At 66.2% G+C, this 13,978-nt stretch carries 15 protein-coding genes; all 15 read right to left on the bottom strand.

Annotated elements, in window-relative coordinates; genetic code table 11:
• Nucleotides 1–36 precede the first annotated feature (36 nt).
• The 15 genes from ACSQ9I_RS02470 to atpB all read right to left on the bottom strand — a co-directional run bounded on the left by ACSQ9I_RS02470 (nt 37) and on the right by atpB (nt 13,977).
• A complete protein-coding gene (locus ACSQ9I_RS02470; RefSeq protein ID WP_436312159.1) occupies nt 37–456 on the bottom strand; it encodes a hypothetical protein in 420 nt (139 codons plus the stop codon).
• Nucleotides 453–1,052 (bottom strand): hypothetical protein, encoded by a 600-nt coding sequence (locus ACSQ9I_RS02465; RefSeq protein ID WP_436312158.1) that lies wholly within the window; start codon nt 1,050–1,052, stop codon nt 453–455. Before ACSQ9I_RS02465 ends, ACSQ9I_RS02470 begins: the two co-directional genes overlap by 4 nt.
• Nucleotides 1,053–1,227: 175 nt before the next feature.
• On the bottom strand, nt 1,228–2,391 hold the full coding sequence (locus ACSQ9I_RS02460; protein ID WP_436312157.1) for a Gfo/Idh/MocA family protein: 1,164 nt from the start codon (nt 2,389–2,391) through the stop codon (nt 1,228–1,230).
• Nucleotides 2,392–2,396: 5 nt separating this feature from the next.
• Nucleotides 2,397–3,359 carry a substrate-binding domain-containing protein gene (locus tag ACSQ9I_RS02455; RefSeq protein ID WP_436312156.1) on the bottom strand — a complete coding sequence of 321 codons (963 nt, stop codon included), beginning with the start codon at nt 3,357–3,359 and terminating at the stop codon, nt 2,397–2,399.
• A 46-nt stretch (nt 3,360–3,405) separates the two neighbouring features.
• A complete protein-coding gene (locus ACSQ9I_RS02450) occupies nt 3,406–4,440 on the bottom strand; it encodes an ABC transporter permease (RefSeq protein ID WP_093104879.1) in 1,035 nt (344 codons plus the stop codon).
• Entirely contained in the window at nt 4,409–5,926 is a 1,518-nt protein-coding gene (locus tag ACSQ9I_RS02445) for a sugar ABC transporter ATP-binding protein (protein ID WP_436312155.1), read from the bottom strand. The genes ACSQ9I_RS02450 and ACSQ9I_RS02445 overlap by 32 nt, the downstream gene beginning before the upstream one ends.
• On the bottom strand, nt 5,923–7,092 hold the full coding sequence (locus ACSQ9I_RS02440; protein ID WP_436315699.1) for an ROK family protein: 1,170 nt from the start codon (nt 7,090–7,092) through the stop codon (nt 5,923–5,925). Before ACSQ9I_RS02440 ends, ACSQ9I_RS02445 begins: the two co-directional genes overlap by 4 nt.
• A 207-nt stretch (nt 7,093–7,299) precedes the next feature.
• Nucleotides 7,300–7,719 (bottom strand): F0F1 ATP synthase subunit epsilon, encoded by a 420-nt coding sequence (locus ACSQ9I_RS02435; RefSeq protein ID WP_093104875.1) that lies wholly within the window; start codon nt 7,717–7,719, stop codon nt 7,300–7,302.
• Between the two features lie 18 nt (nt 7,720–7,737).
• Complete coding sequence (gene atpD, locus ACSQ9I_RS02430) at nt 7,738–9,153, bottom strand: F0F1 ATP synthase subunit beta (RefSeq protein WP_436312154.1); 1,416 nt, start codon at nt 9,151–9,153, stop codon at nt 7,738–7,740.
• A gap of 52 nt (nt 9,154–9,205) precedes the next feature.
• Nucleotides 9,206–10,081: a F0F1 ATP synthase subunit gamma gene (gene atpG / locus ACSQ9I_RS02425; protein ID WP_436312153.1), complete on the bottom strand. Its 876-nt coding sequence runs from the start codon at nt 10,079–10,081 to the stop codon at nt 9,206–9,208.
• Between the two features lie 21 nt (nt 10,082–10,102).
• Nucleotides 10,103–11,656 (bottom strand): F0F1 ATP synthase subunit alpha, encoded by a 1,554-nt coding sequence (atpA, locus tag ACSQ9I_RS02420; protein ID WP_214696543.1) that lies wholly within the window; start codon nt 11,654–11,656, stop codon nt 10,103–10,105.
• Between the two features lie 36 nt (nt 11,657–11,692).
• Entirely contained in the window at nt 11,693–12,223 is a 531-nt protein-coding gene (locus ACSQ9I_RS02415; protein ID WP_436312152.1) for a F0F1 ATP synthase subunit delta, read from the bottom strand.
• Nucleotides 12,224–12,231: 8 nt separating this feature from the next.
• Nucleotides 12,232–12,702 carry a F0F1 ATP synthase subunit B gene (locus tag ACSQ9I_RS02410; protein ID WP_436312151.1) on the bottom strand — a complete coding sequence of 157 codons (471 nt, stop codon included), beginning with the start codon at nt 12,700–12,702 and terminating at the stop codon, nt 12,232–12,234.
• An 80-nt stretch (nt 12,703–12,782) separates the two neighbouring features.
• Nucleotides 12,783–13,046: a F0F1 ATP synthase subunit C gene (gene atpE, locus ACSQ9I_RS02405; RefSeq protein ID WP_019657641.1), complete on the bottom strand. Its 264-nt coding sequence runs from the start codon at nt 13,044–13,046 to the stop codon at nt 12,783–12,785.
• A 61-nt stretch (nt 13,047–13,107) separates the two neighbouring features.
• Complete coding sequence (gene atpB, locus ACSQ9I_RS02400) at nt 13,108–13,977, bottom strand: F0F1 ATP synthase subunit A (protein ID WP_436312150.1); 870 nt, start codon at nt 13,975–13,977, stop codon at nt 13,108–13,110.
• Nucleotide 13,978 lies beyond the last annotated feature (1 nt).

The raw sequence follows: 13,978 nt of genomic DNA, 5'->3' as shown, positions 1-13,978 counted from the left end.
ACATTGATTAGTTCAACGCACTTCTAACTCACGCCACTAGAGCGAAAGCAGGCGCTGCAGGAAGGCGCGATAGCGCCGCAGCGCCATGCGCAGCTGCTCGGTCGACGCCTGCTCCACCTGGTCCGTCTGCCCCTCGAGCGCGCCGCGCTGCTTGGAGAAGGTCTGGCTCAGGTTGTCGAGGACCTGGCGCACCAGCTCGTCGGCCTTGCGCACCGCCTGCTGGGGGTCGTCGACGAAGCCGATCTGGACCGCATCCCAGCTGGCGCGAAAGTCGCGCGCCGCGTCGGGAGAGAAAAGCGGATCCAGCGACTCGTCGCTGCTCCCGGCGCGCGCCTGCTTCTCGGCCGCGGGCTGCTGCAGGTCGTCCGGCGCGATGCCTCGCTGCCCGTTGCGCTCCTCCACCGCCGCGGCTGCGTCTGCCGTGCCGCGGCCTTCCTGGGTCACATCGCGATTCATGTTCGGGCCTCGACCGGCGTCGCCGGCATGCGCTCACGCGGGTCGGCTTCCGGCCTCACCTCGAGCAACTCGTCGAACAGCGCCCGGTAGTGCACCACCGCCTTGCGCAGTTCCTCGGTATCGACTTCGCCGCGCAGGTTGCGCGCGCGGATCTCCTGCGCCGCGCGGTAGTTGCTCACCACGTCGGGATGGTCGACCGAGATGTCGGCGGCGCGGTGCTCGAAGTCGCCCATCGGATAGCCGCGCTGTTGCATCAGCTCCCGCACCAGTTGATCCGCCTGGCCGACCACCCCCGCCGGGTTGTCGACGAACTCGGCCTGCAAGCGCTTCCAGTCGCGGCTGAACCTGGCGGCTTCGCCCGGCGCGAGCGCCACGATGTCCAGGGCTTTGACGCGCGCTTCGCGCCGCCTGAGCTCGGCCTCGGCCTTGCTGCGGCTGCCGAGCTCCTCGACGGCATGACCGTACTCCGAGCCGAAGCGGTCCGCGAGCCGGCGCGACTGTCGTCTTCGATAGGAAAAATAAGCGGCCAGCGCGGCCAAGACGAGGATCACGACGATCCCGAGGGCCAGCCATGCCTGCGTGTTCGTGGCATCCATACGCATCTCCCTTCGCATCGGGACACTCGCGGTCCACCGCGATCGGCGGTCATCGCGGGCGTCTCCGTGGGGATGCTGTCCCGGCGGCCGCGCCAGGTCAGCGGCGCAGCGGACATTCAACTGTGGGAGGGTACCTACAGCGGCAGCGCGGCATGCGGGGCGCGCGCATGCAGGCTCACCAGGCCGTCCACTTCGCCTCGCTCTTCGCGGAAGCCACCGTGCGCTCGATGAAACGCACGCCGCGCGCGCCGTCCTCGACGCGCGGGTAGTCGGCTTCCAGCGGATCGGCCGCAAGGCCCGCGAGCCGCGCGCGGATGTCGGCCACGACGCCGCCGTACACGTTCGCGAAGGCTTCGATGAAGCCCTCGGGGTGGCCGCTGGGCAATCGGCTCGCGCGCTTCGCCGCCTCGCCGAGCCAGGGCGATCCGCGTGTCAGGATGCGGCGCGGTCCGTCGTGCGGCAGGTGCAGCAGTTCGCTCGGCTGCTCCTGCCGCCACACCAGCGTGCCCAGCGTGCCGGAGACGCGCAGGCGCAGGTCGTTTTCCAGGCCGGTGTTGACCTGCGAGGCGATCAGCACGCCGCGCGCGCCGCCCTGGAAGCGCAGCAGCAGGCTGCCGTCGTCGTCGAGCGCACGGCCCGGCACCAGCGCGCTCAGGTCGGCGCAGAGGCTCTCGATCTCGAGGCCGGTCACGGTCGCGACCAGGTTCTCGGCGTGCGAGCCGATGTCGCCGATGGCGCCGGCCGCACCGCTCATGGCCGGGTCGCTGCGCCAGGCGGCCTGCTTGTTGCCTTCGCTCTCGAGCTGGGTCGAAAGCCAGCCCTGGTTGTATTCGACCACCACCTTGCGGATCTCGCCGAGCCGGCCCGCGCGCACGATCTCGCGCGCCTCGCGCACCATCGGGTAGCCGGTGTAGTTGTAGGTGACCGCGAACATCGTGCGCTTGCGCGTCACCGCGGCGACCAGGGCATCGGCCTGCGCGCGCGTGTGGACCAGCGGCTTGTCGCACACCACGTGGAAGCCGGCTTCGACGAAGGCCTGCGCGACCGGGAAGTGCACGTGGTTGGGCGTGACGATCGAGACGAAATCGATGCGCTCGTGTTCCGGGCGCTTCAGTTCGTCGTCGAGCAGGCTTTGCCAGTCGCCATGGTTGCGGTCGTCCGCCAGCAGCAGGTCGCGGCCCGAAGCCCGGGCCTTCTCGGCGCTCGACGACAGCGCACCGGCCACCAGCTCGGCCTGGCCGTCGAGCGCGATCGCCTTGCGGTGCACCGCACCGATGAAGGCGTCGCGCCCGCCGCCGACCATGGCGTAGCGCAGCCTGCGAGAAGGGATCTCGGTCATCGGCCTCAGAACGGTGAATTCGGGTGGTAGAAGTCCTTGGCGTTCTCCTTGGTGATCAGCACCGAGGGAATGATCGTCGTCGCCGGCAGCTTCTCGCCCTTCAGGCGCGCTTCGGCCGTGAGCTTGATCGCGTCGTAGATGAACTTGGGCGAGTAGCTCACGTCGGCGTCGATGCGCTTGTCCTTGCCGTCGAGGATGGTCTTGACCATGCCCTTGGCGCCGGCGCCGCCGAAGATGATCTTGATGTCGTCGCGCTTGGCCTGCTCGATGGCCTTGAGCACGCCCACCGCCATGTCGTCGTCGGCGGCCCAGATGGCATCGATGTTCTTGAAGCGCGTGAGGTAGTCCTGCGTGACCTTGAAGGCATCGTCGCGATTCCAGTTGGCGTACTTGGCGTCGAGCAGCTTGATGTCGGGGTAGTTCTTCATCACGCCGTTGAAGGCGTCCATGCGCTCGTTGTCCAGCGTGGTCGCGATGCCGCGCAGCGCGACGACGTTGCCCTTGCCATTGAGCTTCTTCGCGATGTACTCGGCCGGAATCTTGCCGAAGGCGGTGTTGTCGCCGGCGACATACGCGTCCTGTGCGCTGGTGTCGGTCAGGCCGCGGTCGACCACGGTGACATAGGTGCCCTTGGCCTTGACCTGGGCCACCGGCTTGGTGAGCGCGGCCGATTCGAAGGGGAAGATCACCAGCGCGTTGATCTTGGTCACCGTCGACAGGTCCTGCAGCTGGTTGGCCTGCTCGGGCGCGTTGGCCGCCGTCTTGATCGTGATCTTGAGGTCCTTGTGCTGCTTCTCGAGATCCTTCTTCGCCTGGTTGGCCCAGTAGTTGATGCCGCCCATGAAGCTGTGCGTGGCGGCGGGGATCGAGACGCCGAGGTTGACCTTCTCGGCGCCGAAGGCCGGGAAGGCCGCAAAGCTCGCGGCTGCGACGGCGGTGAGTGCGATGCGTCGGGTGATGAGAGTCATGCTTGTTGTCTCCGTGGTTGAAAAAGGGAAATGAAAAGCCGGGGGCTCACCTTCTGCCTCGCTGAAGAAAGGCGACGACGATGATCACGATCCCCTGTACCGCGGCGTTGAGGTACACGCTGATGATGCTGGTGAGGTTCAGGATGTTGCTGATGACCGAGAGCAGGATGGCGCCGATCACGGTGCCGGTGATGCTGCCCGCGCCGCCCTTGAGCGCGGTGCCGCCGACGATCACCGCGGCGATGGCTTCGAGCTCCCACAACAGGCCGGTGGTCGGCGACGCAGAGCCGAGGCGCGGCACGTAGAGCAGCGTCGCGATGCCCACGCAGACGCCGAGCAGCACGTAGGTGAGGATCTTCACGCCGTCGACGCCGACCGCCGCATAGCGCGCGACCTGCTCGTTGGAGCCGATGGCCTGCACGTAGCGGCCGTACGCGGTGCGGTTCAGGATCAGGCCACCGATGACGGCGACGATGAGGAACACCCACACTGGCACCGGAATGCCCAGCAGGCTCGCGTAATAGACCGGCGCGTAGAGGTCCGACAGATCGTTGTCGAGCGTGAGCGCGCCGCCGTCGGCGAAGTAGGTCAGGTAGGCGCGGAAGATGCCGAGCGTGCCCAGCGTCACGATGAAGGGCTCGATGCGCCCCTTGGTGATGAGCAGGCCGTGCGCGAGCCCGAACGCCGCGCCCAGCGCCACGGCGAGCACGGCGCCGAGCACCACCGCGAGGAGCGGCGAGCCGAACATGGGACCCATCGCGTTGATGAACATGATCACGCAACCCGCGATCAGCGCCGCCATCGAGCCCACCGAGAGGTCGATGCCGCCCGAGATGATCACGAAGCACATGCCGACCGCGATGATGCCGATGAAGGCGGTGCGCGTGAGCACGTTCATCGCGTTGTCAAGCGTGGCGAAGTCGCCGTTGAGCAGCGTGCCCGCGATGCACAGCAGCACCAGGCCGATAACCGGGCCGAGGCCGTGCAGGCGCTCGGTCCAGCGCGGCTTGCTTTCGCTGCGGTGCGCTGCGGCGGCAGCCGTAGCGGCTTCAGGCGTGGCTTGTTGCGGTTCCGGTGGCATGAGCGATGAGCTCCTCTTCGGTCAATTGATCGGCATCGAGCGTCGTGACGAGCCGGCCCGCGCGCATCACCGCGACGCGGTGGCACAGGCCGATCAGCTCCATCAGCTCCGACGAGACGACGATCACGGCCAGCCCCTCGCGGGCCAGGCGCTGGATCAGGAAATAGATGTCGCGCTTGGCGCCGACGTCGACGCCGCGCGTGGGCTCGTCGAGCACCACCACCTTGGGCTGCGGCTGCAGCACCTTGGCGAGCGCGAGCTTCTGCTGGTTGCCGCCCGAGAGCGACGAAGCGCGCGCATCGAGGTCGCCGGTCCGGATGCCGTAGTCCTTGACGGCCGCGGCCAGCGCGCTGCGCTCGGCCTCGGGGTGCAGCCAGGGCGTGGCATAGCGCTCGAGCGCCATCAGCGTGAGGTTCTGGCGCAGGCCGAGGTGCACGTGCAGGCCCTTGCCCTTGCGGTCTTCGCTCAAGTAGGTGAAGCCGTGCTTGGCGGCATCGCGCGGGTTGCGCAGCTGCACGGGCTTGCCGCCGATCTCGACACTGCCGCTCGCCGGCCGCAGCCCCATCAGGCCTTCGAAGAGCTCGGTGCGGCCGGCACCGACCAGGCCGGCGAAGCCGAGGATCTCGCCGGGGCGCACCTCGAAGCTCGCATCCTCGGCCCAGCCGGGCACGCTGAAGTGGCGCACCTGCATCGCAGGCGCCGCGTCCGCGACCACGGCATCGCGCGGCGGATACAGGTCGGCGAGTTCGCGGCCTACCATCAGGTTGGCCATCTGGTGGCGCGTGAGTTCGGAGGTCGGCGCGCGCGTCACGAAGCGGCCGTCGCGCATCACGATCACTTCGTCGGTGATGCGCTCGACCTCGTCGAGCTTGTGCGAGATGTAGACGACGGTCACGCCGTCGGCGCGCAGCTGCGCGATCAGCTTGAACAGACGCTCGGTCTCGCCGGGCGTGAGCGTGGCGGTCGGCTCGTCCATGACGAGCAGGCGCGCGTGGCGCGAGACCGCCTTGGCAATCTCGACCAGCTGCTTCTCGGCGACGATCAGGCGGCGCACCTTGGTGCGCGGGTCGACCTGGAGGCCCACTGCGGTGAGCGCAGTCGCCGCTTCGCGCTCCATCGCAACGTCGTCGAGCAACCAGCCTTTTCTCTTTTCGTGGCCGAGGAAGATGTTCTGCGCCACGCTCAGGTCTTCGGCCAGGTTGAACTCCTGGTGGATCAGCACGATGCCGAGCGCTTCCGCATCGCGCGAACTGCCGAAGTGCTGCGGCTCGCCGTTCACGCGCACGACGCCGCCGGTGATCGATTCGTAGCCGGCGAGGATCTTCATCAGCGTGGACTTGCCCGCACCGTTCTCGCCGAGCAGGCCGTAGACGCGGCCCGGTTCGATGGCGAAGCTCACGCCGTGCAGCACCTGCACCGGGCCGAAGGCCTTCACGACCTTGTCGAATTCGACGGCGACGCTGCGCTTGGGCTGCTGCTGCGTCATGGCGCGACCCCGCGAACCTTCAGCGTCTCGTGCATGGCCAGCACGCCGGCGCCGATCAGCCCGGCCTGCGTGCCCAGGGGCGTGTACTGGATCTCGAGATGCCGTGTCGAGAGCGCGAGCGAGCGCTGGTACACGCTCTGGCGCAGGGCCGCGAGGAACAGCGGTCCGATGTGCGTGATGCCGCCGCCGATGAACACGTGCGAGGGATTGAAGAAGTTCACGATCGACGCCAGCATCTGTCCGATCAGATTGCCGGCGCGCTGCACGATCGCGTTGGCCGCCGCATCGCCGGCACGGCTGGCCTGGCCGACATCGATGGCATCGATGCGGCCCTGCGCGCGCAGACGCTCGGCCAGCGCGGCGCTCTCGCCGGCTTCCGCAGCCTGTAGCGCCATGCGCGTGATGGCCGGGCCGGCCGCCATCGCCTCGACGCAACCGACATTGCCGCAATGGCAGCGCGGGCCTTCCTGGTCGACGCAGATGTGGCCCACGTCGCCGGCTGAGCCCGCGGCACCGCGGTAGACCTCGCCGTGGCACACGATGCCGCAGCCGATGCCGGTGCCGATCTTGATGACGAGGAAGTTGGAGAGCGAGCGCTTCAGGCGCCAGAGTTCGCCGAGCGCCATCAGGTTCACGTCGTTGTCGACGAAGACCGGCGCCGCGTAGTCCTCGCGCAGGTAGTCGCGGATCGAGAAGCTGTCCCAGGCCGGCATCAGCGGCGGGTTCACGAGCTGGCCGATCTCGAAGTTGACCGGGCCCGGCACGCCGATGCCGATGCCGATCACCCGCTTCGCGTCGAAGCCGCATCGGCCCAGCAGCTCGCGCATCAGCACGCGCACGCGGGCCAGCACCGCGCCGGGGCCTTCGCGCACGTCGGCCGGCTCCGCATGCTGGGCCAGCACCGTGAGGTCGGGCCGCAGCACCGCGACGTCGAGGCTGGTGGCGCCGATGTCCACCCCGACCAGCACGCCGAGGCCCGCGTGGAGCTGGAGGTTCTCAGCCCGGCGGCCACCGGAGGAGCGCTGCAGGCCGGCCTCGGCCAGGAGGCCCTGCTCGACCAGGCCGGCGATCAGCGCGTTGGCCTTGCTCTTGGAGAAGCCCAGCTTTTCGGCCATGCCATGGCGCGAGCCGCCGGCCGACCAGAAGGTCGTCTCCAGCAGCCGCATCTCGTCGGCAGTGAGGCCGCTCCAGGTGCCCAAGCTTTTGTCTCCAGTGTTCGTTCTTCGTTACCCTGCGGCCTCTACGGACCGGGGCGAAGGCGAATACTAGGCGCTGGGCTTCAGCCGAACAAGATTGAACTTCGACCTGATTAAGACCGAAGGACGTGAAAAAGCCGCCCGAAGGCGGCTCTTTCGAAGGACAGCACTGCTGCCTTACTTTTTTTGGCGGTATTTGCGGAGTGCGGCGATCTGCGCGGCCATCACGGCCAGTTCCGATTGCGCCATCGCGATGTCGATGTCGCTCCTGGCGTTCTTGAGCGCTTCCTCGGCGGCGGCCTTGGCCACGTTGGCCTTCTCGTCGTCGAGATCCTTGCCGCGGATGGCGGTGTCGGACAGCACGGTCACCGTGCTGGGCTGCACTTCCAGGATGCCGCCGGCCACGAAGACGAATTCCTCGCCGCCGTCGGCCGTCTCGATGCGCACCGCACCCGGACGGATGCGCGTGATCAGCGGCGTGTGGCGCGGATAGATGCCGAGCTCGCCGGCTTCGCCGGGCAGCGCGACGAACTTGGCCTCGCCCGAGAAGATGGACTCCTCGGCACTGACCACGTCGACGTGAATGGTGTTTGCCATCTGGATTCCTATGCCGCCTTAGGCGACCTTCTTGGCCTTTTCGAACGCCTCGTCGATGCCGCCCACCATGTAGAACGCTTGTTCCGGCAGGTGGTCGGCTTCGCCGTTCACGATCATCTTGAAGCCGCGGATGGTTTCGGCCAGCGGCACGTACTTGCCCGGCGAGCCGGTGAACACTTCGGCCACGTGGAAGGGCTGCGACAGGAAACGCTGGATCTTGCGCGCGCGCGCCACGGCCAGCTTGTCGTCCGGAGCCAGTTCGTCCATGCCCAGAATCGCGATGATGTCGCGCAGTTCCTTGTAGCGCTGCAGCGTGCCCTGCACGGCGCGGGCCACGTTGTAGTGCTCTTCGCCGACCACGTGCGGGTCGAGCTGGCGCGAGGTCGAATCGAGCGGGTCCACGGCGGGGTAGATACCGAGCGAAGCGATGTCGCGCGACAGCACCACGGTGGAGTCCAGGTGGGCGAAGGTGGTGGCGGGCGACGGGTCGGTCAAGTCGTCCGCCGGCACGTACACGGCCTGGATGGAAGTGATGGAGCCGACCTTGGTCGAGGTGATGCGTTCCTGCAGGCGGCCCATTTCCTCGGCCAGCGTCGGCTGGTAGCCCACGGCGGAAGGCATGCGGCCCAGCAGAGCCGACACTTCGGTACCGGCCAGCGTGTAGCGGTAGATGTTGTCGACGAAGAAGAGCACGTCGCGGCCCTCGTCGCGGAAGGATTCGGCGATGGTCAGGCCGGTCAGCGCCACGCGCAGACGGTTGCCCGGGGGCTCGTTCATCTGGCCGTAGACCATGGCCACTTTCGACTCGCCGAGGTTCTCGAGGTTGACCACGCCCGAGTCGGACATCTCGTGATAGAAGTCGTTGCCTTCGCGGGTACGCTCACCCACGCCGGCGAACACCGACAGACCCGAGTGGGCCTTGGCGATGTTGTTGATGAGTTCCATCATGTTCACGGTCTTGCCGACGCCGGCGCCGCCGAACAGGCCCACCTTGCCGCCCTTGGCGAAGGGGCAGACCAGGTCGATCACCTTGATGCCGGTTTCCAAGAGGTCGGTCGACGGCGAGAGTTCGTCGTAGGCCGGTGCCTTGCGGTGGATCGAAGCGGTGACTTCCTGGCCGACCGGGCCGCGCTCGTCGATCGGGCGACCGAGCACGTCCATGATCCGGCCCAGGGTCGCCTTGCCCACGGGCACGGTGATCGGGTTGCCGGTGTTGGTCACGACGAGGCCGCGGCGCAGGCCGTCGGACGAGCCGAGCGCAATGGTGCGCACCACGCCGTCGCCCAGCTGCTGCTGCACTTCGAGGGTCAGCGTGCCGCCTTCGTATTGCAGGGCGTCGTACACCTTGGGCATCTGGTCGCGCGGGAACTCCACGTCGACCACGGCGCCGATACATTGAACGATCTTGCCTACTGCTGCGTTTGCTTGAGCCATCATCTGCTCCGATAAAAATTAAATCTGGTTGAGGTCGAAGGACCGAAGGTCTTCAGACGCCTGCGGCCGCCGCAGCGCCCGAAACGATCTCCGACAGCTCTTTGGTGATGCCGGCCTGGCGGGTCTTGTTGTAGACCAGCTTGAGTTCGTCGATCACGTTGCCGGCGTTGTCGGTGGCGGACTTCATGGCGACCATGCGCGCCGACTGTTCCGACGCCATGTTCTCGGCCACGGCCTGGTACACCAGCGACTCGACGTAGCGCACCAGCAGTTCGTCGATCACGCTCTGCGCATCGGGCTCGTAGATGTAGTCCCACGAGTGCTGGCCCTTTTCCATCTTCATCGACTCGGCGGCCAGTGGCAGCAGCTGCTCGACCACCGACTCCTGGCGCATCGTGTTGATGAACTTGGTGTAGCAGAGGTAGACCGCGCTGAGCTTGCCTTCGGCGTACGCGTCGAGCAGCACCTTGACCGGGCCGATCAGCTTGTCGAGGTGCGGCGTGTCGCCCAGCTGGGTGACGTGCGAGACCACGCGGGCGCCGATGCGGTTGAGAAAACCCAGGCCCTTGTTGCCGATCGCCACCGCCTCGACGGCGACGCCGGCCGACTGCTGCTCGCGCAGCTTGGTCGTCACGACGCGCAGCACGTTGGTGTTCATGCCGCCGCACAGGCCCTTGTCGGTCGTCACGACGATGAAGCCCGCGGCCTTCACGTCGTTGATCTTCATGAAGGCGTGCGTGTACTCCGGGTTCGCCTGGCCGAGGTTGGCCGCGATGTTGCGGATCTTCTCGCTGTAGGGGCGGGCGGCGCGCATGCGTTCCTGCGCCTTGCGCATCTTCGACGCGGCCACCATTTCCATGGCCTTGGTGATCTTCTTGGTGTTCTCCACCGATTTGATCTTGCCGCGGATTTCCTTACCAGCTGCCATTGGGGCTCCTTGCGTGGTCGATCAGGCGAACGACTTCTTGAACGCCGTGACGGCGGCCGTCAGCTCGGCCTCGGTGTCCTTGTCGATCGCCTTGGCCTGCTCGATCTTGTCGAGCAAGGGGGCGTGGCTGGACTTGAGGAACTGGTGCAGGCCGTGTTCGAACGACAGCAGTTTCTTCACGTCGATGTCGTCCAGGAAGCCCTTGTTCACCGCGAACAGCGAGGCACCCATCAGCGAGATGGGCAGCGGGCTGTACTGGGCCTGCTTCAGCAGTTCGGTCACGCGGGCACCGCGGTCGAGCTGCTTGCGGGTGGCCTCGTCGAGGTCGGAGGCGAACTGCGCGAAGGCCGCGAGTTCACGGTACTGCGCGAGGTCGGTACGGATACCGCCGGACTGGGCCTTGATGACCTTGGTCTGCGCTGCCGAACCCACGCGCGACACCGAGATACCGGCGTTGATGGCGGGACGGATGCCGGCGTTGAACAGGTTGGTTTCCAGGAAGATCTGGCCGTCGGTGATCGAGATCACGTTGGTCGGCACGAAAGCGGACACGTCGCCGGCCTGCGTTTCGATGATCGGCAGCGCGGTCAGCGAACCGGTCTTGCCCTTGACTTCACCTTTGGTGAAATCTTCAACGTACTTTTCGTTCACGCGAGCGGCACGTTCGAGCAGACGGCTGTGGAGATAGAACACGTCGCCGGGGTAGGCTTCGCGGCCCGGCGGGCGGCGCAGCAGCAGCGAGACCTGGCGGTAGGCCACGGCCTGCTTGGACAGGTCGTCATAGACGATCAGCGCATCCTGGCCGCGGTCGCGGAAGTACTCGCCCATCGTGCAGCCCGAATACGCGCTCACGTACTGCATGGCGGCCGATTCGGAGGCCGACGCGGCCACGACGATGGTGTAGTCCATCGCACCGGCCTGTTCCAGCGCGCGCACCACGTTCTTGATCGACGAAGCCTTCTGGCCGATCGCGACGTAGACGCAGGTCATGTTCTGACCCTTCTGATTGATGATCGCGTCGATCGCCACCGCGGTCTTGCCGGTCTGGCGGTCGCCGATGATCAGCTCGCGCTGGCCGCGGCCGATCGGCACCATCGAGTCGATGGACTTGAGGCCGGTCTGCATCGGCTGGTCGACCGACTTGCGGGCGATCACGCCCGGAGCGACCTTTTCGATCACGTCGGTCATCTTGGCGTTGATCGGACCCTTGCCGTCGATCGGCTGGCCCAGCGCATTGACCACGCGGCCGATGAGCTCGGGGCCGACCGGCACTTCCAGGATGCGGCCGGTGCACTTGACCGTGTCGCCTTCGGAGATGTGCTCGTACTCGCCCAGAATCACGGCGCCGACCGAGTCGCGCTCGAGGTTCAGCGCCAGGCCGAAGGACGGCGTGCCGTCCGCCGTGGGCGGGAACTCGAGCATTTCGCCCTGCATTGCGTCCGACAGGCCGTGCACGCGCACGATGCCGTCGGTCACCGACACCACGGTGCCCTCGTTGCGGATGTTCGCGCTGACGCCGAGGCCTTCGATGCGGCTCTTGATCAGTTCGGAAATTTCTGCGGGATTGAGTTGCATGACTCTTTCCTTCTTTCTTTAAGGGGGCTGGCGGCCTCAGGCTGCCAGCGCAACTTTCATTTGTTCGAGGCGCGCTTTGACGGAAGTGTCGAGCACCTCGTCGCCGACCACCACACGAATGCCGCCGATCAGGGCCGGCTCCTGCTGGACCGTGACCTGCAGCTTGCGGCCGAAGCGCTTTTCGAGCGCCGCAGCAACGCCATTCAACGCTGCCGCATCGATCGGAAAGGCGCTGTACACCACGGCATCGGACGAACCGCTTTGCGCATTCGCCAGGGCCCGGAACTGCTTGGCGATTTCCGGCAGCGCCGAGAAGCGCCCGTTCTCGAGCAGGGCCATCAGGAAGTTGTTGGCGGCGGGCGGCAGCGCCGAGCCGTACGCGCCGGCGATCACGTCCAGCACCTGCTCGGGCGTGACCTTGGGGTTGTCCGCGAACTGCTGGAGCTCGGGGCTGGCGGCGATGGCGGCGACCTTTTCGAGCCAGGCGCCGGCGCCTGCCAGGTCCGACGAAGACGCCTTGAACAGCGCTTCGGCGTAGGGACGTGCAATGGTGGCGAGTTCTGCCATGGCTTCGATCAGAGTTCGGTCTGCAGGCGGGCGAGCAAATCGGCGTGCACGGCCGGATTCACTTCCTTGCGCAGGATCTGCTCGGCGCCCTTGACGGCCAGCGCGGCCACCTGCTCGCGCAGCACCTCGCGCGCCTTCACGGCCTGCTGCTCGGCTTCGGCGCGAGCCTGAGCGACGATCTTGTTGCCTTCTTCCGTGGCGCGGGCCTTGGCCTCTTCAACGATGGCCTGCGCACGACGTTCGGCATCGGCAAGACGTTGCGCGGACTCGTTGCGCGCCTTGCCCAGTTCGACTTCCACCCGCTTGTCCGCATCGGACAGCGCGGCCTTGGCCTTGTCGGCAGCGGCCAGGCCGTCGGCGATCTTCTGGGCACGCTCATCCAGCGCCTTGGCGATCGGCGGCCACACGAACTTCATCGTGAACCCGACAAGAATCAGGAACACGATCATCTGGACGATCAGGGTACCGGTAATGCTCACTTTTCACCCTCTCTGTGGGATTGAATCCGAAGCCGCTCCCCGAGGAACGACAGGGGTTCGACGAGAAAGCCTGGACCCGATTACTTCGGCAGGTTGGCGATTTGCGAGAGGAACGGGTTGGCCGTTGCGAACCACAGCGCGATACCGGTACCGATAATGAACGCGGCGTCGATCAGACCGGCCAGCAGGAACATCTTGGTTTGGAGTTCGCCCATGAGCTCAGGTTGGCGTGCGGCCGACTCGAGGTACTTGCTGCCCATGATGCCGATGCCGATACATGCGCCCACAGCGCCCAGACCGATGATCAGGCCGGCGGCCAGTGCAACAAAGCTAATAACTTCCATGATGACTCCTAGAGGACTTTGGTTGAAGAGAAAAGAAAAAACGGAAAACTAAAAGAGCGGATCAGTGGTGATCGTGCGCCTGGCCCACGTACACCAGCGCCAGCATCATGAAGACGAAGGCTTGCAGCGTGATGATCAGGATGTGGAAGATGGCCCACGCGGTGCCCGCGACGATGTGGCCCAGCGCCAGGAAAACGCCCGTGGCCGACAGCGTCCAGGCGCCACCCATCAGCGCGATCAGCAGGAAGATCAGTTCGCCGGCATACATATTGCCGAACAGACGCATGCCGTGCGACACGGTCTTGGCGATGAACTCGATCAACTGCATCGCGAAATTGAAGGGGTAGAGCGCCCAGTGGTTGCCGAAAGGCGCCGTGAACAGCTCGTGGACCCAGCCGCCGAGGCCCTTGATCTTGATGTTGTAGTAAAGGCAGATCAGCAGCACCGAGAGGGACAGGCCCATGGTGACCGACAGGTCCGCGGTGGGAACGACGCGCAAATAAGCATGGTGCGGATCGCCGCCGGCCGCGCCGAAGAGCTGGGCCCAGATGGCGGGGAACAGATCGACCGGGAACAGGTCCATCGCGTTAAGCATGAAGATCCACACGAAGATGGTCAGCGCCAGCGGTGCGACGAACTTGCGGCTTTGCGCGTTGTGGACGATGCCCTTGGCCTGCTGGTCGACCACTTCGATCAGTATCTCGACCGCCGCCTGGAAACGACCCGGCACACCCGAAGTGGCCTTGCGGGCGGCCAGCCAGAGCACCCAGCAGCCCAGCACACCCAGCGCAATCGAGAAGAACAGCGAGTCGAGGTTGAAGACCGAGAAGTCGGCGACGCCGTTCGGCTTGGAGCTTTGAAGATGCGTCAAGTGGTGAACGATGTATTCACCAGCGGTCTGACCATGTTCCGCAGCGTTTTCAGCAGCCATC

Origin of the sequence: Variovorax sp. LjRoot84, from assembly GCF_964254305.1 — a bacterium.
Classification (GTDB): Bacteria; Pseudomonadota; Gammaproteobacteria; order Burkholderiales; family Burkholderiaceae_C; genus Variovorax.
Note: the sequence above shows the minus strand (reverse complement) of the source record. Positions and strands in the feature narration are given on the sequence as shown.

Coding starts and splice junctions, on each gene's coding strand:
- ACSQ9I_RS02435 (WP_093104875.1), bottom strand. CDS start 7,719: ATGGCAAACACCATTCACGTCGACGTGGTCAGTGCCGAGGAGTCCATC.
- atpA (WP_214696543.1), bottom strand. CDS start 11,656: ATGCAACTCAATCCCGCAGAAATTTCCGAACTGATCAAGAGCCGCATC.
- ACSQ9I_RS02460 (WP_436312157.1), bottom strand. CDS start 2,391: ATGACCGAGATCCCTTCTCGCAGGCTGCGCTACGCCATGGTCGGCGGC.
- atpG (WP_436312153.1), bottom strand. CDS start 10,081: ATGGCAGCTGGTAAGGAAATCCGCGGCAAGATCAAATCGGTGGAGAAC.
- ACSQ9I_RS02450 (WP_093104879.1), bottom strand. CDS start 4,440: ATGCCACCGGAACCGCAACAAGCCACGCCTGAAGCCGCTACGGCTGCC.
- ACSQ9I_RS02455 (WP_436312156.1), bottom strand. CDS start 3,359: ATGACTCTCATCACCCGACGCATCGCACTCACCGCCGTCGCAGCCGCG.
- ACSQ9I_RS02415 (WP_436312152.1), bottom strand. CDS start 12,223: ATGGCAGAACTCGCCACCATTGCACGTCCCTACGCCGAAGCGCTGTTC.
- atpD (WP_436312154.1), bottom strand. CDS start 9,153: ATGGCTCAAGCAAACGCAGCAGTAGGCAAGATCGTTCAATGTATCGGC.
- atpB (WP_436312150.1), bottom strand. CDS start 13,977: ATGGCTGCTGAAAACGCTGCGGAACATGGTCAGACCGCTGGTGAATAC.
- atpE (WP_019657641.1), bottom strand. CDS start 13,046: ATGGAAGTTATTAGCTTTGTTGCACTGGCCGCCGGCCTGATCATCGGT.
- ACSQ9I_RS02470 (WP_436312159.1), bottom strand. CDS start 456: ATGAATCGCGATGTGACCCAGGAAGGCCGCGGCACGGCAGACGCAGCC.
- ACSQ9I_RS02445 (WP_436312155.1), bottom strand. CDS start 5,926: ATGACGCAGCAGCAGCCCAAGCGCAGCGTCGCCGTCGAATTCGACAAG.
- ACSQ9I_RS02465 (WP_436312158.1), bottom strand. CDS start 1,052: ATGGATGCCACGAACACGCAGGCATGGCTGGCCCTCGGGATCGTCGTG.
- ACSQ9I_RS02440 (WP_436315699.1), bottom strand. CDS start 7,092: ATGCGGCTGCTGGAGACGACCTTCTGGTCGGCCGGCGGCTCGCGCCAT.